The sequence below is a fragment of the Streptomyces sp. NRRL S-340 genome (assembly GCF_000720185.1).
GTDB lineage: Bacteria > Actinomycetota > Actinomycetes > Streptomycetales > Streptomycetaceae > Streptomyces.
Map to the genome: position 1 here is coordinate 37,973 of NZ_JOIY01000005.1, position 16,153 is coordinate 54,125.

At 74.5% G+C, this 16,153-nt stretch carries 12 protein-coding genes; 4 read left to right on the forward strand and 8 right to left on the reverse strand.

Annotated elements, in window-relative coordinates; genetic code table 11:
• Positions 1 to 9 precede the first annotated feature (9 nt).
• On the forward strand, positions 10 to 1,308 hold the full coding sequence (locus tag IG64_RS41475; protein ID WP_051812356.1) for a hypothetical protein: 1,299 nt from the start codon (positions 10 to 12) through the stop codon (positions 1,306 to 1,308).
• Between the two features lie 76 nt (positions 1,309 to 1,384).
• Here IG64_RS41475 and IG64_RS04895 read toward each other — a convergent pair whose 3' ends face one another.
• The 4 genes from IG64_RS04895 to IG64_RS04910 form a co-directional block, all read right to left on the reverse strand.
• On the reverse strand, positions 1,385 to 3,484 hold the full coding sequence (locus IG64_RS04895; RefSeq protein WP_037852330.1) for a xanthine dehydrogenase family protein molybdopterin-binding subunit: 2,100 nt from the start codon (positions 3,482 to 3,484) through the stop codon (positions 1,385 to 1,387).
• Between the two features lie 212 nt (positions 3,485 to 3,696).
• The gene (locus tag IG64_RS04900; protein ID WP_037852333.1) at positions 3,697 to 4,689 is read right to left on the reverse strand and encodes an FAD binding domain-containing protein; all 993 of its coding nucleotides are present in this window, start codon (positions 4,687 to 4,689) and stop codon (positions 3,697 to 3,699) included.
• Positions 4,686 to 5,225: a (2Fe-2S)-binding protein gene (locus IG64_RS04905; protein ID WP_037852334.1), complete on the reverse strand. Its 540-nt coding sequence runs from the start codon at positions 5,223 to 5,225 to the stop codon at positions 4,686 to 4,688. The genes IG64_RS04900 and IG64_RS04905 overlap by 4 nt, the downstream gene beginning before the upstream one ends.
• Before the next feature lie 444 nt (positions 5,226 to 5,669).
• Positions 5,670 to 6,917, reverse strand: a complete 1,248-nt coding sequence (locus tag IG64_RS04910; RefSeq protein WP_078883794.1) for a hypothetical protein — start codon at positions 6,915 to 6,917, stop codon at positions 5,670 to 5,672.
• A 437-nt stretch (positions 6,918 to 7,354) separates the two neighbouring features.
• On the opposite strand from IG64_RS04910, the gene IG64_RS04915 reads away from it, so the two are divergent.
• A complete protein-coding gene (locus tag IG64_RS04915; RefSeq protein ID WP_037852335.1) occupies positions 7,355 to 7,588 on the forward strand; it encodes a chaplin in 234 nt (77 codons plus the stop codon).
• 158 nt (positions 7,589 to 7,746) lie between these two features.
• Here the strand turns inward: IG64_RS04915 and IG64_RS04920 are convergent, their stop codons facing one another.
• Positions 7,747 to 9,111, reverse strand: a complete 1,365-nt coding sequence (locus IG64_RS04920) for an FAD-dependent oxidoreductase (protein WP_037852338.1) — start codon at positions 9,109 to 9,111, stop codon at positions 7,747 to 7,749.
• Between the two features lie 188 nt (positions 9,112 to 9,299).
• On the opposite strand from IG64_RS04920, the gene IG64_RS04925 reads away from it, so the two are divergent.
• Together IG64_RS04925 and IG64_RS04930 are read left to right on the forward strand one after the other, a co-directional pair.
• Positions 9,300 to 10,223: a DMT family transporter gene (locus IG64_RS04925; RefSeq protein WP_037852340.1), complete on the forward strand. Its 924-nt coding sequence runs from the start codon at positions 9,300 to 9,302 to the stop codon at positions 10,221 to 10,223.
• Between the two features lie 257 nt (positions 10,224 to 10,480).
• Positions 10,481 to 12,139 (forward strand): catalase, encoded by a 1,659-nt coding sequence (locus IG64_RS04930; protein ID WP_037852342.1) that lies wholly within the window; start codon positions 10,481 to 10,483, stop codon positions 12,137 to 12,139.
• Between the two features lie 117 nt (positions 12,140 to 12,256).
• On the opposite strand, the gene IG64_RS04935 is transcribed toward IG64_RS04930, so the two are convergent.
• From IG64_RS04935 to IG64_RS04945, 3 genes are all read right to left on the reverse strand, one after another.
• Positions 12,257 to 13,102: an RNA polymerase sigma factor SigF gene (locus IG64_RS04935; protein ID WP_037852345.1), complete on the reverse strand. Its 846-nt coding sequence runs from the start codon at positions 13,100 to 13,102 to the stop codon at positions 12,257 to 12,259.
• Positions 13,103 to 13,207: 105 nt separating this feature from the next.
• Entirely contained in the window at positions 13,208 to 14,674 is a 1,467-nt protein-coding gene (locus tag IG64_RS04940; RefSeq protein ID WP_051812357.1) for an FAD-dependent oxidoreductase, read from the reverse strand.
• Positions 14,674 to 16,104, reverse strand: coding sequence for a polysaccharide pyruvyl transferase family protein (locus tag IG64_RS04945; protein ID WP_078883795.1), 1,431 nt, complete (start codon positions 16,102 to 16,104; stop codon positions 14,674 to 14,676). The genes IG64_RS04940 and IG64_RS04945 overlap by 1 nt, the downstream gene beginning before the upstream one ends.
• Positions 16,105 to 16,153 lie beyond the last annotated feature (49 nt).

Consider the following 16,153-nt stretch of genomic DNA (forward strand, 5'->3'; position numbering starts at 1 on the left):
GGAGCCCAGATGACCACCCGCTCTTCACCACCCCAGCCGAACCAGTCCGTCATCGCCTTCACCGAGGAGATCCACCGGTCCGGTCCGCCCGGCGGCCCCGCCGGCGGCGGTGAGACGGACGGCGCGGACGGCGAGCCCGCCCATCGTCCGGTCCGGTACGCCGTCGGCGGCCGGCCCCTGGACGAGGTCGTCCGGCTCGTCACCCTCCTGGGACAGTCCCCGCGCTACGCCGACACGGCCGGGCGGGTACTGCGCGCCGCCGCCCTCGACCGCCCCGTGGAGGAGGTCGCCCGGCTGGTCGCCGAGCTGACCCGGCCGCCGCGCCCGGCCGAGAGCGCCGACGACACGATCCGGGCCGCCGTCGAGCACCGCCGTCTCGACGAGGTCGCCCGCCTGCTGGCGCTGCTGCACCAGGCGCCGCAGCAGCCGCACTGCGCGAGGGAGGCCGTCCGGGCGGCCCTCGGCACGCGCACGCCCGAGGAACTGGTGGACCTCATCGGCGGCCTGACCCGAAGGAGCGCCCCCGCGCCCGCCACGGGCCCGGCACCCGCCACGGCCCCCGCGGCCACCGCGGCCCCGGCACCCGCCACGGCCCCCGCGGCCACCGCGGCCCCGGCACCCGCCACGGCCCCCGCGCCGACGCCCGTGCCCGCCGAAACCGCCGCCGTGCCCACGGCGGCCGCCGCCGAGGAGCCGTACACCGTCCGAGCCGCGCTCGTGGACGGGGGAGCCGCCGCGGCCGAGCCCGTGGACGAGCGCCTGGAACTGCCGCCCGGTGATACCGGTGTCATCGGTGATGTCGGCCACACCGGGGATCCCGTCCTCCTGGACGCCGTTCCCGGCCGCGAGGCGGATGCGGAGACGGCGCAGGCCCCGGACCCACAGGACGACGGCGGCCGGCCGGCGCGGCTCGTGTTCTGGCCCGGCTGGGTCGCAGCCGCGGCCCTCGTCGTGTGCGGCGCGGCACACTTCCCGCTGCGCCGGGCCGGCACCTCCGGCCTCGTCTACGGCATCGCCCTCACGGTGTCCCTGCTGTGCGGGGCGCTGGCGCTGGCGCTGCTCGTGCGCGCCGGGGTGGTGCTCCTGGTCGCGGGATCGGTGGTGCCGGCGGCGCTGGCCGCGCTCGGCTACGTCGAGGGCAGGTTCGCGCCGGCCGGGATGTCCCGGGCCCTCGCCGTCACGGTGGCGCCGCCGTCGAGCGCGGGGCTCACCGCCGGATGCGCCGCGCTCGCCTCGCTGGCGGCCCTCACCCTGCTGCTGATGGTGCACGTGGCCGAGCGCCACCCGGTGCCACGCCCCGAGGCCTGAGCGCCGGCGCCACCGGCGGCAGCACCGGTTGCGGGACGTCTGCGGCCCGCGGGGCCGCAGACGTCCCGCAACCGTGTCAGCCGGCCAGTCCGGCGAGCACCTTGTCCGGCGTCAGCGGCAGTTCCCGGAAGCGGACCCCCGTCGCGTGGTGGACGGCGTTGCCGACGGCGGCGGCGCTGCCCACGATGCCGATCTCACCGATCCCCTTGCTCCCCATCGGGTTGAGCCGGGTGTCGTTCTCGTCGATCCAGTGCGCCTCCACGCGCGGGACGTCGGCGTGCGTCGGCACGTGGTACGACGCCAGGTCGGACTCGACGAAGTCACCGAACACGGGATCCATGGTGCTGCCCTCGGTCAGCGCCATGCCGAGCCCCATGGTCATGCCGCCGATGAACTGGGAGCGCGCGGTGCGGGCGTTGAGGATCCGCCCCGCGGCGAAGACGCCGAGCATCCGGCGCACCCGGACCTCGCCCGTCACCGTGTCGACGGTGACCTCCGCGAAGTGCGCCCCGAACGCGTGGCGCGCGTAGGAACTCTGCGCGTCGGCCTGCCCGGTGGTGTCCGCACGGGCGCTGAGCCCCGATCCGGGCGGGGGTCCGGCGTGGTCGGCCAGGCGCGCCGCCAGCCGGGTGCACGCCTCGTGCACGGCCCAGCCCCACGACGCCGTCCCCGAGGAGCCACCGGCCAGTGACGCCGGCGGCAGGTCGCTGTCGCCCACCTCGGTGCGCACCGACTCCAGCGGCACGCCGAGCGCGTCCGCCGCCACCTGCGCCAGTACCGTACGGGCCCCGGTGCCGATGTCGGTGGCGTTGATCCCGACCACGAACGTGCCGTCGGGCAGCGCCCGCGCCTGCGCGGCGGACGGCTGCACGTACACCGGGTAGGTGGCGGCGGCGACGCCCGTGCCGACCAGCAGGGGGCCCTCACGCCGCGACCGGGACCGCGGATCGCGCCGCGCCCAGTCGAACCGGCGGGCGCCCTCGCGCAGACACTCCACGAGGTGCCTGCTGCTGAAGGGCTTGCCGCTGTCCGGCTCCCGGTCCGGCTCGTTGCGCACCCGCAACTCCACCGGGTCCATGCCCAGCTCGGTGGCCAGTTCGTCCAGGGCCGACTCCAGGGCGTACATGCCGGGCGCCTCGCCGGGCGCGCGCATCCAGGACGGGGAGGGCACGTCCAGGGGCACCACGCGGTGCGTGGTGAGACTCTGCGGCGCGGCGTACATGACGCGGGCGGGGACCGCCGCCTGCTCCACGAACTCCTTGACGCGCGAGGTGTGGGTGGTGGCGACGTGGGTGAGGGACGTCAGCCGGCCGTCGCGCTCCGCGCCCAGGCGGAGCCGGTTCAGGGTGGGCGCGCGGTGCCCGACGACCGAGGGCAGGAGCCGCCGGGGCAGCGCCACGGTGACGGGCCGCCGGGTCACCCGCGCGGCCATCACCGCGAGCACCACGTCGGGGCGCGCGGTGCCCTTGGACCCGAAGCCGCCGCCCACGTGGTCGGCGACGACGGTGATCCGGTCCTCGGGTACCTCGAACATCTGGGCGAGCGTGTCGCGTACGGCCGTGCTGCCCTGGCTCGACGTGTACACGATCAGCCGGTCGTCGTCCCAGTGAGCCGTGCTGGTGTGCGGCTCCATCGGATGGTTGTGCAGCGGCGGCACCCGGTAGGTGACGTCGACCCGGACGGGCGAGGAGGCGAAGGCGCTCTCCGGATGGCCGTGTTCACGGCGGCCGGGGAAGCCGCCGTTCGCGGTCTTCGGTTCGTAGATCCCCGGGTGGTTCACCGTCAGGGTGACGTCGTGGTCCTCCCGCTCGTAGGTGACACGGACCGCCCGCGCGGCGGCCCGGGCCGCCTCCGGCGACTCCGCCACGGCGAGGGCGACGATCCAACCGCGGTGCGGCACGCCGGGTCCCTGGAGCACGGCGAGCGCCGCGTCCTCCGGCTCGGCGAGGCGGGGCGCGTTCTCGGGGGTGAGCACGGCCAGGACGCCGGGCAGGGCCAGCGCGGCCGCGGCGTCGACCGCCGTGACCCGGCCCCGGGCGACCTCCGCGGGCACGGGCCAGGCGTGGACCCGACCCGGCAGCGGGTGCTCGGCGGCGTAGCGGGCACCGCCGGTGACCTTCAGGCGCCCTTCGCGGCGCTCGACGGGAGCGCCCAGCGCGGTACCGGTGCCGGCCATGGAGTCCTCCTGTGACATGACGGTCGGGGCTGACAGGTGCGGTGCGGGTGCCGGGCCCGGTGGGCCCGGCCTCGGCGGGGGCGGCGGCCCCGGACCGGCCGTGGCGGCCGGCGGCCTCGGATACCGCGTGGCCGGGGGGACCGGTGGGCTCCGGCCGGCGGTGGCGGGCGGTCCGGGTCCCCCGGCGGTGACGGGGTGGCCCGGTGGGCCGCTCAGACCGTGGCGGGCGCGGCGAGCCGGGTGAGGACGTCCACGGCGAGGTTGCGGGCGAGGGGCACCTTGTAGGCGTTGTCCCGCAGCGGCCTGGCAGCGGCCAGTTCCAGGTCCACCGCGTCCGCGAAGGCCTCCGCGGTGGCCGGGCCGCCCACCAGCGCCTCCTCGGTGCGGCGCGCCCGCCAGGGGCGGTGGGCCAGCGCGCCGAAGGCGATGCCCGCCTGTGCCACGGTGCCCTCCGACACCCGTAGCACCACCGCGACCGACGCCAGCGCGAACGCGTACGACGCCCGGTCACGGGCCTTGCGGTAGGCCGACGGCAGATGCGCGGTCGCCGCCGGGAGCACCACGGCGGTGATCAGTTCGCCGGGGCGGATCTCGGTGTCCCGCTCCGGCTGGTCGCCGGGCAGCCGGTGGAACTCCGCGACCGGGACACTGCGGGCGCCCTCCCGCCCGTACAGCTCCACCCGTGCGTCCAGGGCGGCCAGCGCCACGGCCATGTCCGAGGGGTTGGTGGCGATGCACCGCTCGGAGTAGCCGAGCACCGCGTGGTCGCGGTGCTCGCTCTCCAGGGCGCCGCAGCCGCTGCCCGGCTGACGCTTGTTGCACGGCTTGGACAGGTCCTGGAAGTACGGGCAGCGGGTGCGCTGCAACAGGTTGCCCCCGGTCGTCGCCGTGTTGCGCAGCTGACCGGAGGCACCCGCGAGCAGCGCCTGGGACAGTGCCGGATACCGGTCGCGGACCAGGGGATGGGCAGCGAGGTCGCTGTTGCGGACGGTGGCGCCCACCTTCAGCGAGCCGTCGGGCAGCTCCTCCACCGCGTCCAGCGGCAGCCGCGAGACGTCGACGAGGAAGTCCGGTCGTTCCACGCCCAGCTTCATCAGGTCGACCAGGTTGGTGCCGCCGCCGAGGTAGCGGGCGCCGGGGTGGGCGGCGAATGCCTGCGCGGCCTCGTCCGCGCTGCCCGCCCGCAGATAGCCGAAAGGTTTCACGGGGCGATGTCCTCCACGGCCTCGACGATGCGCGGATAGGCGCCGCAACGGCACAGGTTGCCGCTCATCCGCTCCCGGATCTCCTCGGTGTCCAGCGGCACGGGACGGCCGGAGGGCACGGCGGGGTCGGTGACGTGGGAGGGATGACCGGCCGCCGCCTCGGCCAGGGCGCCGACGGCGGAGCAGAGCTGCCCCGGCGTGCAGTACCCGCACTGGAAGGCGTCCCGGTCCAGGAAGGCCCGTTGCAGCGGGTGCAGTTCCTCGCCCTCGCCGGCCAGGCCCTCGACGGTCGTCACCTCGCAGCCGTCCAGGGCGACGGCGAGCAGCAGGCAGCTGTTCGCGCGGCGCCCGTCGACCAGGACCGTGCACGCGCCGCACTGGCCGTGGTCGCAGCCCTTCTTGGCGCCGGTGAGATCGAGATCCTCGCGCAGGACGTCCAGCAGGACCCGGCGGTGGTCCAGTTCGAGGGTGTGGGGCTTCCCGTTGACCCGGAGCGTCGTTCCGGAACGGTGCCCGGTGCGGTGGTCGCTTTCCATGACCTGGATGACCTCCCGGACGGCGGGGCACGAAGGGGCGCGGACGCGCCCGGTACGGACGGGCGCGGCGCCGGTGGGCACACGGTGGCGGGCGCACGGTGCCGAGGGGGGTGGGCCGCGGGCGCCGCTGCCGTGCGGACCGCGTATCCAGACTGCGGCACCTGACACGTTCCGGCACGCCGGAGGACGCGGGATGACGCCGGACCGCGCCGTCCGGTGCCGGTCCGCTCCTGGAGTACGCCGGTCCGCGCCGGACGCCGCCGGCCCGCACCGGAAATCCCCGGAGCGCGCCGGAGCGTCCTGGAACCGGGCCGCGGTTGTCGCCCGGTCCGCCCGCCCGCGTGTGCGCGCCGCCGGAGCGGGGAGAGGGACGGCCGCCGGAGCCGGGGCGGGCTCCCGGGGAGCGGAAGTGCGGCGTGGGCCGCCGGGGCCCGCAGCGCGGAGTCAGTCCCGGCTCGGGCCCCCGCCCGTCCCGTCGGGCGGCGGGACGTCCCCGTCCCGGGCGGGGGCGGTGTCCGGCGCGGCGGCGCCCTGTCCGGTCGGGGCCGCGGGGGAGGAGCCGGGCGGCGTGGTCTGCGCGGCGGCGTCCGCGCGCCGTGACAGGGCGGATCCCTTCAGCCGTTCGAGGCCGCGCGCCAGGTGCTGGAACGGTGAGCGGCCGGAGGGGCCGGACGGCCGGCGGGCCGGCGGGGCGTTCTCGCCGGCCGACTCGCGGTAGACGGCGAGGGCCTCGTTGGCCCGCTCGGCCGCGTCGCGGTACAGGTCCCGGGACTTCGTCATCGCGTCGAGGGCCTCGGCGTACATGGCGACCAGCTCGCGCGCGTGGACGAGCTGCTCCTCGAGGGTCATCAGGTGCCACTGCTCCCGCAACGCGGTGAGCGCCTGGTCCCCGCCCTCCGGCAGCGGCCTGGGCAGCGCGTCGAAACGCCGGACGGCGTCGAGGACCTCCACGGGTTCGTTGCCGTCGAGGAAGACGCTGCGCACGGAGAACCGCTCCGCGTCGTAGCCGGGGGCCGCCGGAGCACCGGGCAGGACGACGGCGCCACCGCGGGGGACCCGGGACCCGTAGTCGTCCAGCACCCAGTTGACGGCCCGCAGCCGGTGCGGGGCGGCGCGGTGTTCCACGACCCGGTGCCGCAACCCCTCGGGCAGCAGCCGCACCAGCGCCGACCGGCCGCGCTCGTCGGGCGTCATGGCCTCGTGCACGACCAGGTGGACGCACCACGTGTCGCGCGCCGCGTGCCGCAGGACGCGCCGCAGTTCCTTGTCGTCCTCGGGCAGCGGGTTGACGTCCCCCAGCCGCAGCCCGGTCACGGCCTCGTGGGCCCAGCCGTCCGCGCCGCGCTCCTGCGGCCAGAACATGGTGACGGGCGACGGCCACCGCGGGTCCCACGGCTGCTCCGCCTCCGCCACCAGCACCCACTGCTGCTCCTCGGGGGCGCCGCGCAGGGGCGACAGCGCCAGGCGGGCCCGTACGGTCACCTCGCCGGGGGCGAGCCAGCGGGCCTCGAAGACGTGCTCGCGCGACCGGTCGACGTCGTCCGGCTCGGCGTGGCTGTGCAGGACGCCGTCGGCCGTGAGCTTCTCCAGGTGGCGCCGCACGGTGTCCGCGGCGGCAGGACCGGGGTGGCGGCCGCGGGCGCACCAGACGGTGGGCGGCGCCGCGGGGCGGGAGGCGGAAGAGTTCGACATGGGCCAATCTGCGGGCGGGGACGGCGTTCGCTCCCCAGTATCACCGCTGCGGATCAAGATCGGTGCGGCGGGGCCCGCGACCGGTGCGGCGGCCGCGTCCCGCCCGGCGCCGTCAGGCCCCCCGCGAACGGCTCCACCGGAGGTCAGGCCGCCCGCGCGCGGCCGCTTCCCCGCGCTGTCCGTCCCGCGCCGGACGTCCGCGGCGCCGGCGGCGGGCGGGGGGCGCGACGTTGACGCGGCGGGGCGGCGGCGGTGGGCGCCGGTGCCGTGAGTACGGCGCCAGGGCGGTGCGGGCGCCCGCTTCGCCTCCTCGTTCGGCCCAACCCGCACCCGGGGAGGCTGACGTGGCTACTCCGTTCGGCCGCCGCCTCCTGCCCCGGGCCGCCGGACGCCCTCACTGTGGAGGCACGTACCACTTCGAACGACAGGAGTTCTCCATGAGGATCCGAATGACGGCCGCCGCGGTCCTGGCGGGCGCGGCCCTGATGACGTGCGCGGGCACCGCCGCTGCCGACGCCGGCGCGGAAGGCGTCGCGGCCAACAGCCCCGGTGTGCTCTCCGGCAATGTCATCCAGGTCCCCATCGACCTCGACCTGAACGTGTGCGGCAACTCGATCAACGTGATCGGTCTGCTCAACCCCGCCGCCGGGAACACGTGCGCGAACAAGTGACCGCTCCTCGGCGCGGAGCGGTGCACCCCGGCCCCCCGGGGCGCGCCTGACGAACGAGCCGTGCCACCTTCGCGGTGGCACGGCTCGTTCGTGTCCGGGCCCGGGCCGCGGGCGCCGCGCGGGGCGCCCGGAGCCGTCGTCGCGGCCCGGGAAGCCGCCTAGGCGCCGCTCGCCTTCAGCATGTCCTCCCGCTCGACGATCTTCACGCGTTCCCGGCCCTGCGGTTCGCCCAGGGCCTTCTCCGCGGCGTCGAGGCGGTACCAGCCCTCCCAGGTGGTGAAGCGGACGTCGCGCTCGGCGAGGAAGGCGTCCACGGCCTCCGGCTGGGGCGAGGAGGGGGTGTGCAGCCGGCCGGCCGCGTAGTCGTCCAGCAGGTTGGCGACCGTCTCGTTGGCGTCGCCCTTGGTGTGGCCGATCAGACCCACCGGGCCGCGCCGGATCCAGCCGGTCACGTACGCCGACTGCACGTGCTCGCCGGTCTCGCCGATGATCCGGCCGCCCTCGTCCGGGACGGTGCCCGAATCGTCGTCCCAGGGCAGCTTCGGCAGCCGGTCGGAGAGGTAGCCCACCGCACGGTAGACGGCCGTGACGTCCCAGTCCTTGAAGGAGCCCGTGCCCTTGACGTTGCCGGTGCCGTCCAGTTCGGTGCGCTCGGTGCGCAGCCCGGTCACCCTGCCGTCCTCGCCGAGGATCTCCGCCGGGGACTCGAAGAAGTGCAGGAACAGCTTGTGCGGACGGTCGCCGACGTCGCGGATCGCCCAGTTCTCCAGCGTCTTGGCGACCATGTCGGCCTGCTTGTTGCCGCGCCGGGTGGCGATGGAGCCCTCGTCGTAGTCGATGTCCTCGGGGTCGACGATGACCTCGATGTTGGGGGAGTGGTCCAGCTCGCGCAGCTCCATCGGGCTGAACTTCGCCTGCGCCGGGCCGCGCCGGCCGAACACGTGGATCTCCAGCGCCTTGTTGGCCTTCAGGCCGTCGTACACGTTCGGCGGGATCTCCGTCGGCAGCAGCTCGTCCGCGGTCTTGGCGAGGATCCGCGCCACGTCGAGGGCGACGTTGCCGACACCGAGGACGGCGACCTTCTCCGCCTCCAGGGGCCAGGTGCGCGGCACGTCCGGGTGGCCGTCGTACCAGGAGACGAAGTCGGCGGCGCCGTAGGAGCCGTCCAGGTCGATGCCGGGTATGGACAGCGCCCGGTCGGCCGTGGCGCCGGTGGAGAAGATCACCGCGTCGTAGAAGGCGCGCAGGTCGTCCAGGCTGATGTCGCCGGGGTAGTCGACGTTGCCGAACAGGCGGATCTGCGGCTTGTCCAGCACCTGGTGGAGCGCCGTGACGATGCCCTTGATCCGGGGGTGGTCGGGGGCGACGCCGTAACGGATCAGGCCGAACGGCGCCGGCATCCGTTCGAAGAGGTCGATGGACACGCCAGGCTCGGCGGCCACGCCGGACTTGAGCAGGGCGTCGGCGGCGTAGATACCGGCGGGGCCGGCACCGACGATGGCTACCCGCAGGGGGCGCGGCATGATCAGGTTCCCTTCGAGCGGTGATACGACGACTCGACGGCAACCCTAAGCTAAGGCAAGCCTAAGTGAGTACACGGGTCCGGTCTATGAGGTCATAAGGGCAACTTATGGGAAGGCCAAGGTGCGGTGATGGGTGCTCGTAGGCGCCGCGGCAGGACGGGAGGCCGTCCGTCGGGCATGGTGGACCTGTGATCGGGCTGGCCGTGTTCTTCGCCGTCATGGGCGCCGCGAGCAACGCCGTGGGCACCGCCTTCCAGCGGAAGGCCGCCTCCACCGTGCCCACCGGCGGCGGGCTGCGGCTGCTCCTCGCCCTGGCCCGGCGGCCGGTGTGGCTGGCCGGCATCTGCGGGGTGATCGCCTCCGCCATGTTCCAGGCGCTCGCCCTGGTCAACGGGCCGATGGCGCTGGTGCAGCCGCTGTTCATCATGGAGCTGCCCTTCGCCCTGCTCATCGCAGGCTCCCTCATGCGCCGCGGTCTGCCCGCCGCGGGCTGGTGGGCGGTGGCGCAAGTGGTCGGCGGGCTGGCGCTCGTCCTGGTCTCGGCCGCCCCTTCAGGCTCGCACGACCAGGCACCCATGGTGCGCTGGGTCCCCGCGCTGATCGCCTGCCTGGGTGCGATGGCGGGCGCGGTCGTCCTGGCCCGCGCCCGGCGCTCTCCGCTGCTGCGGGCCGCCGTCCTGGCCGCCGCCGCGGCCGTCGGCAACGCGCTGACGGCCGCCATGCTGAAGTCGGCCAGCGGCATCCTGGACGCCGACGGCTTCGCCGCGTTCCTCGCCACCTGGCAGACCTACGGGTTCGCCGTCGTCGGGGTCAGTTCGCTGCTGCTCCTGGAGAACGCGCTGCAGGCCGGTTCGCTGGCGGCCTCCCAGCCCGCGCTGACCATCGGCGACGCGACGGTGAGCCTGCTGCTGGGCGTCACCCTGTTCGGCGAGCACATCCGCACGGGAGTGTGGCTCCTGCCCGAACTGGCGGGTGCCGGGCTCATCGTCTGGGGTGTCCTGCGGCTGATCCGGGTCGTCCCGCACGCGCAGCAGACCCTGGCCGGCGAGTCTCCGTCCGGCGACGCCGTCAGCCCGGCCGGCCGCGGCGCGCCGGGCTCCGCGGACGGCTGACCCCGGCGGGCGCCCCGCGAGGACGCGGCGCCGTGCCCCGGCGGGGCGAGGGGCCGGGCGGGCGGCGCGGCGAACGGGCTAACACCGGCCGTGCGGCAGGCACAACGGTGCAAAAGTGGGCTTATCCGCGTGGATGCGGGCAGACCGGGTATCCGTCGGTGCGTGTCCGGGCCGCCGCCCGCAGTGCGGGACGGGCCTTCCCGGCCCGGTCCGCTGCGCGACGCGGTCCCGATTCGACGTCGAAGGAGTCCACGGGCATGACGGACGCATCCAGCAGGGGGCCCGCCCCGGGCGACGACCGGAAGGTCCTCACCAACCGGCAGGGCCATCCCGTCTACGACAACCAGAACCAGCGGACCGTCGGCGCCCGGGGCCCGGCCACGCTGGAGAACTACCAGTTCCTGGAGAAGATCAGCCACTTCGACCGCGAGCGCATCCCCGAGCGGGTCGTGCACGCGCGCGGGGTGACGGCGTACGGCTACTTCGAGGCGTACGGCGCCTGGGGGGACGAGCCGATCGGCCGCTACACGAGGGCCGCGCTCTTCCAGGAGCGCGGCAGGCGCACCGACGTCGCCGTGCGCTTCTCCACGGTCATCGGCGGCCGGGACTCCTCCGAGGCCGCCCGCGACCCGCGCGGCTTCGCGGTGAAGTTCTACACCGAGGACGGCAACTGGGACCTCGTCGGCAACAACCTCGGCGTCTTCTTCATCCGGGACGCCATCAAGTTCCCCGACGTCATCCACGCCCTCAAGCCCGACCCGGTGACCTTCGAGCAGCAGCCCCGGCGGATCTTCGACTTCATGTCGCAGACGCCCGAGTCCATGCACATGCTGGTCAACCTCTTCAGCCCGCGCGGCATCCCCGCCGACTACCGCCACATGCAGGGCTTCGGCGTCAACACCTACAAGTGGGTCAACGACGAGGGCCGCACGGTCCTGGTGAAGTACCACTGGATGCCCAAACAGGGCGTGCGCAGCATGACCGAGGAGGACGCGGCCAACGTCCAGGCCCACTCCCTCGGCCACGCGACCAAGGACCTGTACGAGGCGATCGGACGCGGCGAGTACCCCGAGTGGGAACTGCTCGTGCAGATGATGGACGACCACGACCACCCCGAGCTGGACTTCGACCCGCTGGACGACACCAAGACCTGGCCCGAGCAGGACTTCCCGCCCCGGGCCGTGGGCCGGATGGTGCTCGACCGGATGCCGCAGGACTTCTTCGCCGAGAACGAGCAGATCTCCTTCGGCACCGGCGTCCTCGTCGACGGCCTGGACTTCTCCGACGACAAGATGCTGGTCGGCCGCACCTTCTCCTACAGCGACACCCAGCGCTACCGGGTCGGCCCCAACTACCTCCAGCTGCCGGTCAACCAGCCCAAGCACGCCCAGGTGCGCACCAACCAGCGCGACGGGCAGATGACGTACCACGTCGACGGCGGCGGGGCGAACCCGATCGTCAACTACGAGCCGTCGATCACCGGCGGCCTGCACGAGGGCACGTACCCGGCGCACGAGGAGCAGGGGCCCGAGATCCGCGGCCGGCTGACCCGGGCGCGCATCCCGCGCGCCAACGACTACCTCCAGGCCGGCCAGCGCTACCTGCTGATGGAGCAGTGGGAGCGGGACGACCTCGTGAAGAACCTCGTCGGTCAGCTCTCCCGTTGCGACCGCCCGGTGCAGGAGCGCATGGTGTGGCACTTCCTGCTGGTGGAGAACGACCTGGGACTGAAGGTCGGTGAGGGCCTCGGCATCCCGCCCGAGGACGTGGCAGGGCTGGAGCCGCTGGCGGGCCAGGACCTCACCGACGAGGACCGCAAACGGCTGTCCGCCCTGGGCAAGAACCCGCCGCGCGACGTCGAGGGCCTGACCATGACCCACTGCGTGTCCGACGAGCGGCACACCGTGACCCGCTGACCGGCCCGCCGCCGCGACGCGAGGGGCCGGGCGCCACCGCCCCGGAGGGAGGCGGCGCCCGGCCCCTGTGGTCTGTCCGCTCGCACCCGCACCCGTTCGCAGCGGTGCCGCGCCGCGTCAGCGCACCGTCAGCAGTCCCTGCCGCAGCCGGCCCAGCAGCCGGTTGAGCAGGCGGGAGACGTGCATCTGGGAGATCCCGAGCCGCTCGCCGATCTGCGCCTGGGTGAGTTCCTCGACGAACCGCATGTGGATGATCTGCCGGTCCCGCTCGTCCAGCTCCGCCAGCAGCGGAGCGAGGCTGTGCAGGTCCTCCACCAGCTCCATGCTCATGTCCTCGGCGCCGATGAAGTCGGCCAGGACGCTCTCGCCGTCCTCGCTGCCGCTGACGGCGGCGTCCAGGGACGCGGAGGTGTACCCGTTGGAGGCGACGCGGGCGTCGATGACCTCCTGCTCGGGCAGGTTCATCAGCTCCGCCAGCTCCTTGGTGGTGGGCTTGCGCCCGAGCCGGCTGCTCAGCTCCTCCGTGGCCTTGGCCAGCTCGACCCGGGCCTCCTGGAGCCGGCGCGGCACGTGCACCGCCCAGGTCGTGTCGCGGAAGAAACGCTTGATCTCGCCGACGATGTAGGGCACCGCGAAGGAGGTGAACTCCACCTCGCGGGACAGCTCGAACCGGTCGATCGCCTTGATCAGGCCGATCATGCCGACCTGGACGATGTCCTCCATCTCCTGCGGACCCCGGCTGCGGAAGCGGCCCGCCGCGTACCGCACCAGGGACATGTTCATCTCGATCAGCGTGTTGCGGGCGTACTGGTATTCGTGCGTGCCCTCTTCCAGGTGCGCGAGCCGGTCGAAGAACACCCGCGACAGGGCGCGCGCGTCGGTCGGTGCGACCTGGGAAGGATCGGGCACCTCCGGCAGCTCCGTCCGAGCACCAGTAGCCTTCGCCTCCGTGGTCACCGCCATCGTGCGGCCCTCCCTCTCAGCCGATGTTCTCTGCCGGACGTGACCGCCCCGTTACGCAGGGGCGGGCTTCGCAGCGTGTACCCGGCTTCCGAAGCCTCACACCTATTATTTCCCGGCCCGGCTGGTTCCACCTGTCGGGAGGGTGCCGGGAGCGGCCGTCCGCAGCCGGGCGCCCTGGCGGCCCAGCTCCTGCTGGACCAGGGCGTAGGGCACCTCCCGCGGGGTCCGCCCCAGCCGGGTGGCCAGCGCGGCGCAGACCCCGGCGGCCTGTCCGGTGGCCATGGCGATGGGCATCACCCGGTACGACGAGTGCGCGACGTGCGAGCCGGAGATGCAGCGCCCGGCCACGAGCAGCCGCTCCGTGCCGGCGGGCAGCAGACAGCGCAGCGGGATGTCGTAGAAGCGCCCCCGGGGCACGCGCCGGATGACGGTGCCGCTGCCCTCCGGGTTGTGGATGTCGATGGGGTAGGCGCCGTGCGCGACCACGTCCGGGAAGACGCGGGCGTCCAGGATGTCGTAGCCGGTCAGCCGGTAGTCCCCGAGGACGCGGCGGGTCTCGCGCACCCCGATCTGGGTGCCGCTCTGCACGGCGTACGACTCCTCGAACCCCGGCACGCGCGAGCGAAGGAACCGGTCGATCTCGGCCATCTGCCGTCGGGCCGTCCACTCGGCACGGCTGAGGTCCCACACGTCGATGCCCAGGGCGCCGGTGACCCGGGTGCTGTTGACGGAGAGTTCGTGCGGGTGCGGGGTGCCGAAGAACAGCATGTCCTCGCGCGGCAGGCGCAGCTCGCCCGCCTCGGTGGCCTCGCGGACGAGGTCCCACAGTCCGTGCACGCCCCGCCACTGGTCGGGGTGGGCCCGGACGTACTCGGCGAACCGCGGCCGCGCGAAGTCCGCGACGCGGAACATCAGGGTCATCGGCTGGACCCGCCCGTCCTCCTGGCGTCCCAGCTCGAACGGCGCCCCGCAGGAGGCGGCCACGTCACCGTCGCCCGTGCCGTCCACGACCACGTCCGCGTCGATCACCACGGGCCCCGACTTGGTCTCGAACACCACCCGCCAGCCGTCCTCCAGCGGCAGCGCGGCCGACGCGAAGGAGTGGAACAGCATCCGCACCCCGGCCTCGTCCAGCAGGTCGAGCAGGACCAGCTTGAACAGCTCCGGGTCGAACGGGACGGTGTAGCCGGTCTCCAGGGACGGCGGCACGCAGCCCCCGCACGCGGTGAGCCGGTCGAGCAGACGCCACAGGAACCCGGCGACCACCGGCTCACCCTCCCCGTGGTCGGTGGGCAGCAGCCGGTCCCCGGCGCCGTCGGCGAACACCGCCTGCCGGTGCTCGTTGTGGAAGGACATCAGCGGCATCACCAGGGCGACGGTGGCGTTGCCGCCGAGGAAGGCGTAGCGCTCCACGAGGATCACGTCGGCGCCCGCGTCGGCCGCCGCGTACGCCGCCGCCGTGCCCGCGGGGCCGCCGCCCACCACCAGCACGTCGGTGCGCCCCGCGTGCAGCGCCGGGCGGGCGGGGACGGTGACGGTGCGCGGCTCCTCGGGCCGGTGCAGGACGGGCATCACGCCTCCTGTCCGGCACCGTGGCTGGTCACCGTGCCGTCCCCGGGCCCCGCGCCGAGCAGCCGCAGACCGTGCGGCCCCGGCGCTCCCGGGCCGGCGACCGGACCCGCCGGATCCACCGGATCCACCGGCCGCACGCCCTCCCGGCCCGCGCCGCCCGTACCGCCCTGCTCCAGCGGATCGATGCCGCCCGCGCCCGTGTCGCGCTGGTCCGTCCGGTCCGAGGTTTCCCGGCCCGCGGGGCCCTGATGCAGCTGATCCGAGCCGCCCCGGCCCTGGGCGTCCCGGTCCATGGCGTCGAGCAGGGCCCCGCAGCGGGCGCAGGTCTCGGAGGCGAGTTCCCGCAGGTCCCGGACCCGGGCGGTGAGGTCCACCCGGCGCTGCGGGAACTCGTCCCACAGCCGGTCCACCTCCGCCAGCAGCAGCCCGACCTGCTCGCGCGCCACACCGACCAGCGCCGGGGCGCCCAGCCTGCGCGCGAAGTCGAACACCTTCCCGGCGTACGGCAGCGGCAGCACGGGCAGCCCCGAGACCGCCGCGAAGATCAGGAAGTGCAGGCGCATGCCGACCACCAGGTCCAGATGGCTCATCAGGCCCAGCACCTGCCCCGGCGTGTACGCGCTGTGCAGGATCCGTCCCCGGTCGGGCGCGGTCATCCGGGAGAGCACGGCGTGCGCGTGCCGGACGTCGTGGCGCTCCATCGGCATGAACACCACATGCGCGTCCAGGCGGCGCACCAGGAAGTCGGCGACGTCCGCGAGCAGCGCGTGGTAGTCGCCCTCGTCCAGCTTCTCCGCCGCCCTGCCCGGCTCGCGCACCGACATCCCGACCAGCCGCGCGTTCGCCGGCACCCCCTCCTGCCGCATCATCTCGGCGGTGAACGGCTCCGGCGGCAGCAGCAGCGCCGGGTCGGCGGTGACCACCAGGTCCCGTTCGACGCCCACCTCCTCCAGCACCAGCCGGGACTCCTGGTCGCGCACCACCACCTCGTCCATGTCCGCCAGCACGGTGCGTACGGCCTCCCGGTCGTCGCGCTCGCGCAGCGGACCCGCACCGACCGCGTAGGCGAACGTGCGCACGCCCCGCACCTGGGCCGCGCGGACCAGCTTCAGATACCGGCGCGCCTCGCCGTCGTAGAGGATGCCGCCGCCGCCGAGGACCAGCAGGTCCAGGCCGGCGAGCACGTCGGTCACCTGCTTCTGCGGCACGCCCTCCCAGTCCACCACCTCGTCGGCCGCCGGCTGGTGCGCCCGGGTGTGCTCGGCGTCGCGGCTGAAGACGATCAGGCGGGCCCGCGGCCGGTGGGACCGCAGGCAGCCGAGGACGCACTGGAGGATGGCTTCGTCGCCGATGTTGTAGCCGCCGTAGGAACCCAGCAGGCCGATGCGCGGCCCCCGCGAGCGGGGCGGCCGGGGCGGTGAGGTGGTCATCCGGAACTCCCGTTCCGTGGGGCGGGCGGAGCGCGGGCCGAGTTGCCCC

Excerpts from the sequence above, each read along its gene's own strand:
- IG64_RS41475 (WP_051812356.1), top strand. The coding sequence starts at position 10 with ATGACCACCCGCTCTTCACCACCCCAGCCGAACCAGTCCGTCATCGCC.
- IG64_RS04895 (WP_037852330.1), bottom strand. The coding sequence starts at position 3,484 with ATGGCCGGCACCGGTACCGCGCTGGGCGCTCCCGTCGAGCGCCGCGAA.
- IG64_RS04940 (WP_051812357.1), bottom strand. The coding sequence starts at position 14,674 with ATGCCCGTCCTGCACCGGCCCGAGGAGCCGCGCACCGTCACCGTCCCC.
- IG64_RS04905 (WP_037852334.1), bottom strand. The coding sequence starts at position 5,225 with ATGGAAAGCGACCACCGCACCGGGCACCGTTCCGGAACGACGCTCCGG.
- IG64_RS04930 (WP_037852342.1), top strand. The coding sequence starts at position 10,481 with ATGACGGACGCATCCAGCAGGGGGCCCGCCCCGGGCGACGACCGGAAG.
- IG64_RS04915 (WP_037852335.1), top strand. The coding sequence starts at position 7,355 with ATGAGGATCCGAATGACGGCCGCCGCGGTCCTGGCGGGCGCGGCCCTG.
- IG64_RS04945 (WP_078883795.1), bottom strand. The coding sequence starts at position 16,104 with ATGACCACCTCACCGCCCCGGCCGCCCCGCTCGCGGGGGCCGCGCATC.
- IG64_RS04920 (WP_037852338.1), bottom strand. The coding sequence starts at position 9,111 with ATGCCGCGCCCCCTGCGGGTAGCCATCGTCGGTGCCGGCCCCGCCGGT.
- IG64_RS04910 (WP_078883794.1), bottom strand. The coding sequence starts at position 6,917 with ATGTCGAACTCTTCCGCCTCCCGCCCCGCGGCGCCGCCCACCGTCTGG.
- IG64_RS04935 (WP_037852345.1), bottom strand. The coding sequence starts at position 13,102 with ATGGCGGTGACCACGGAGGCGAAGGCTACTGGTGCTCGGACGGAGCTG.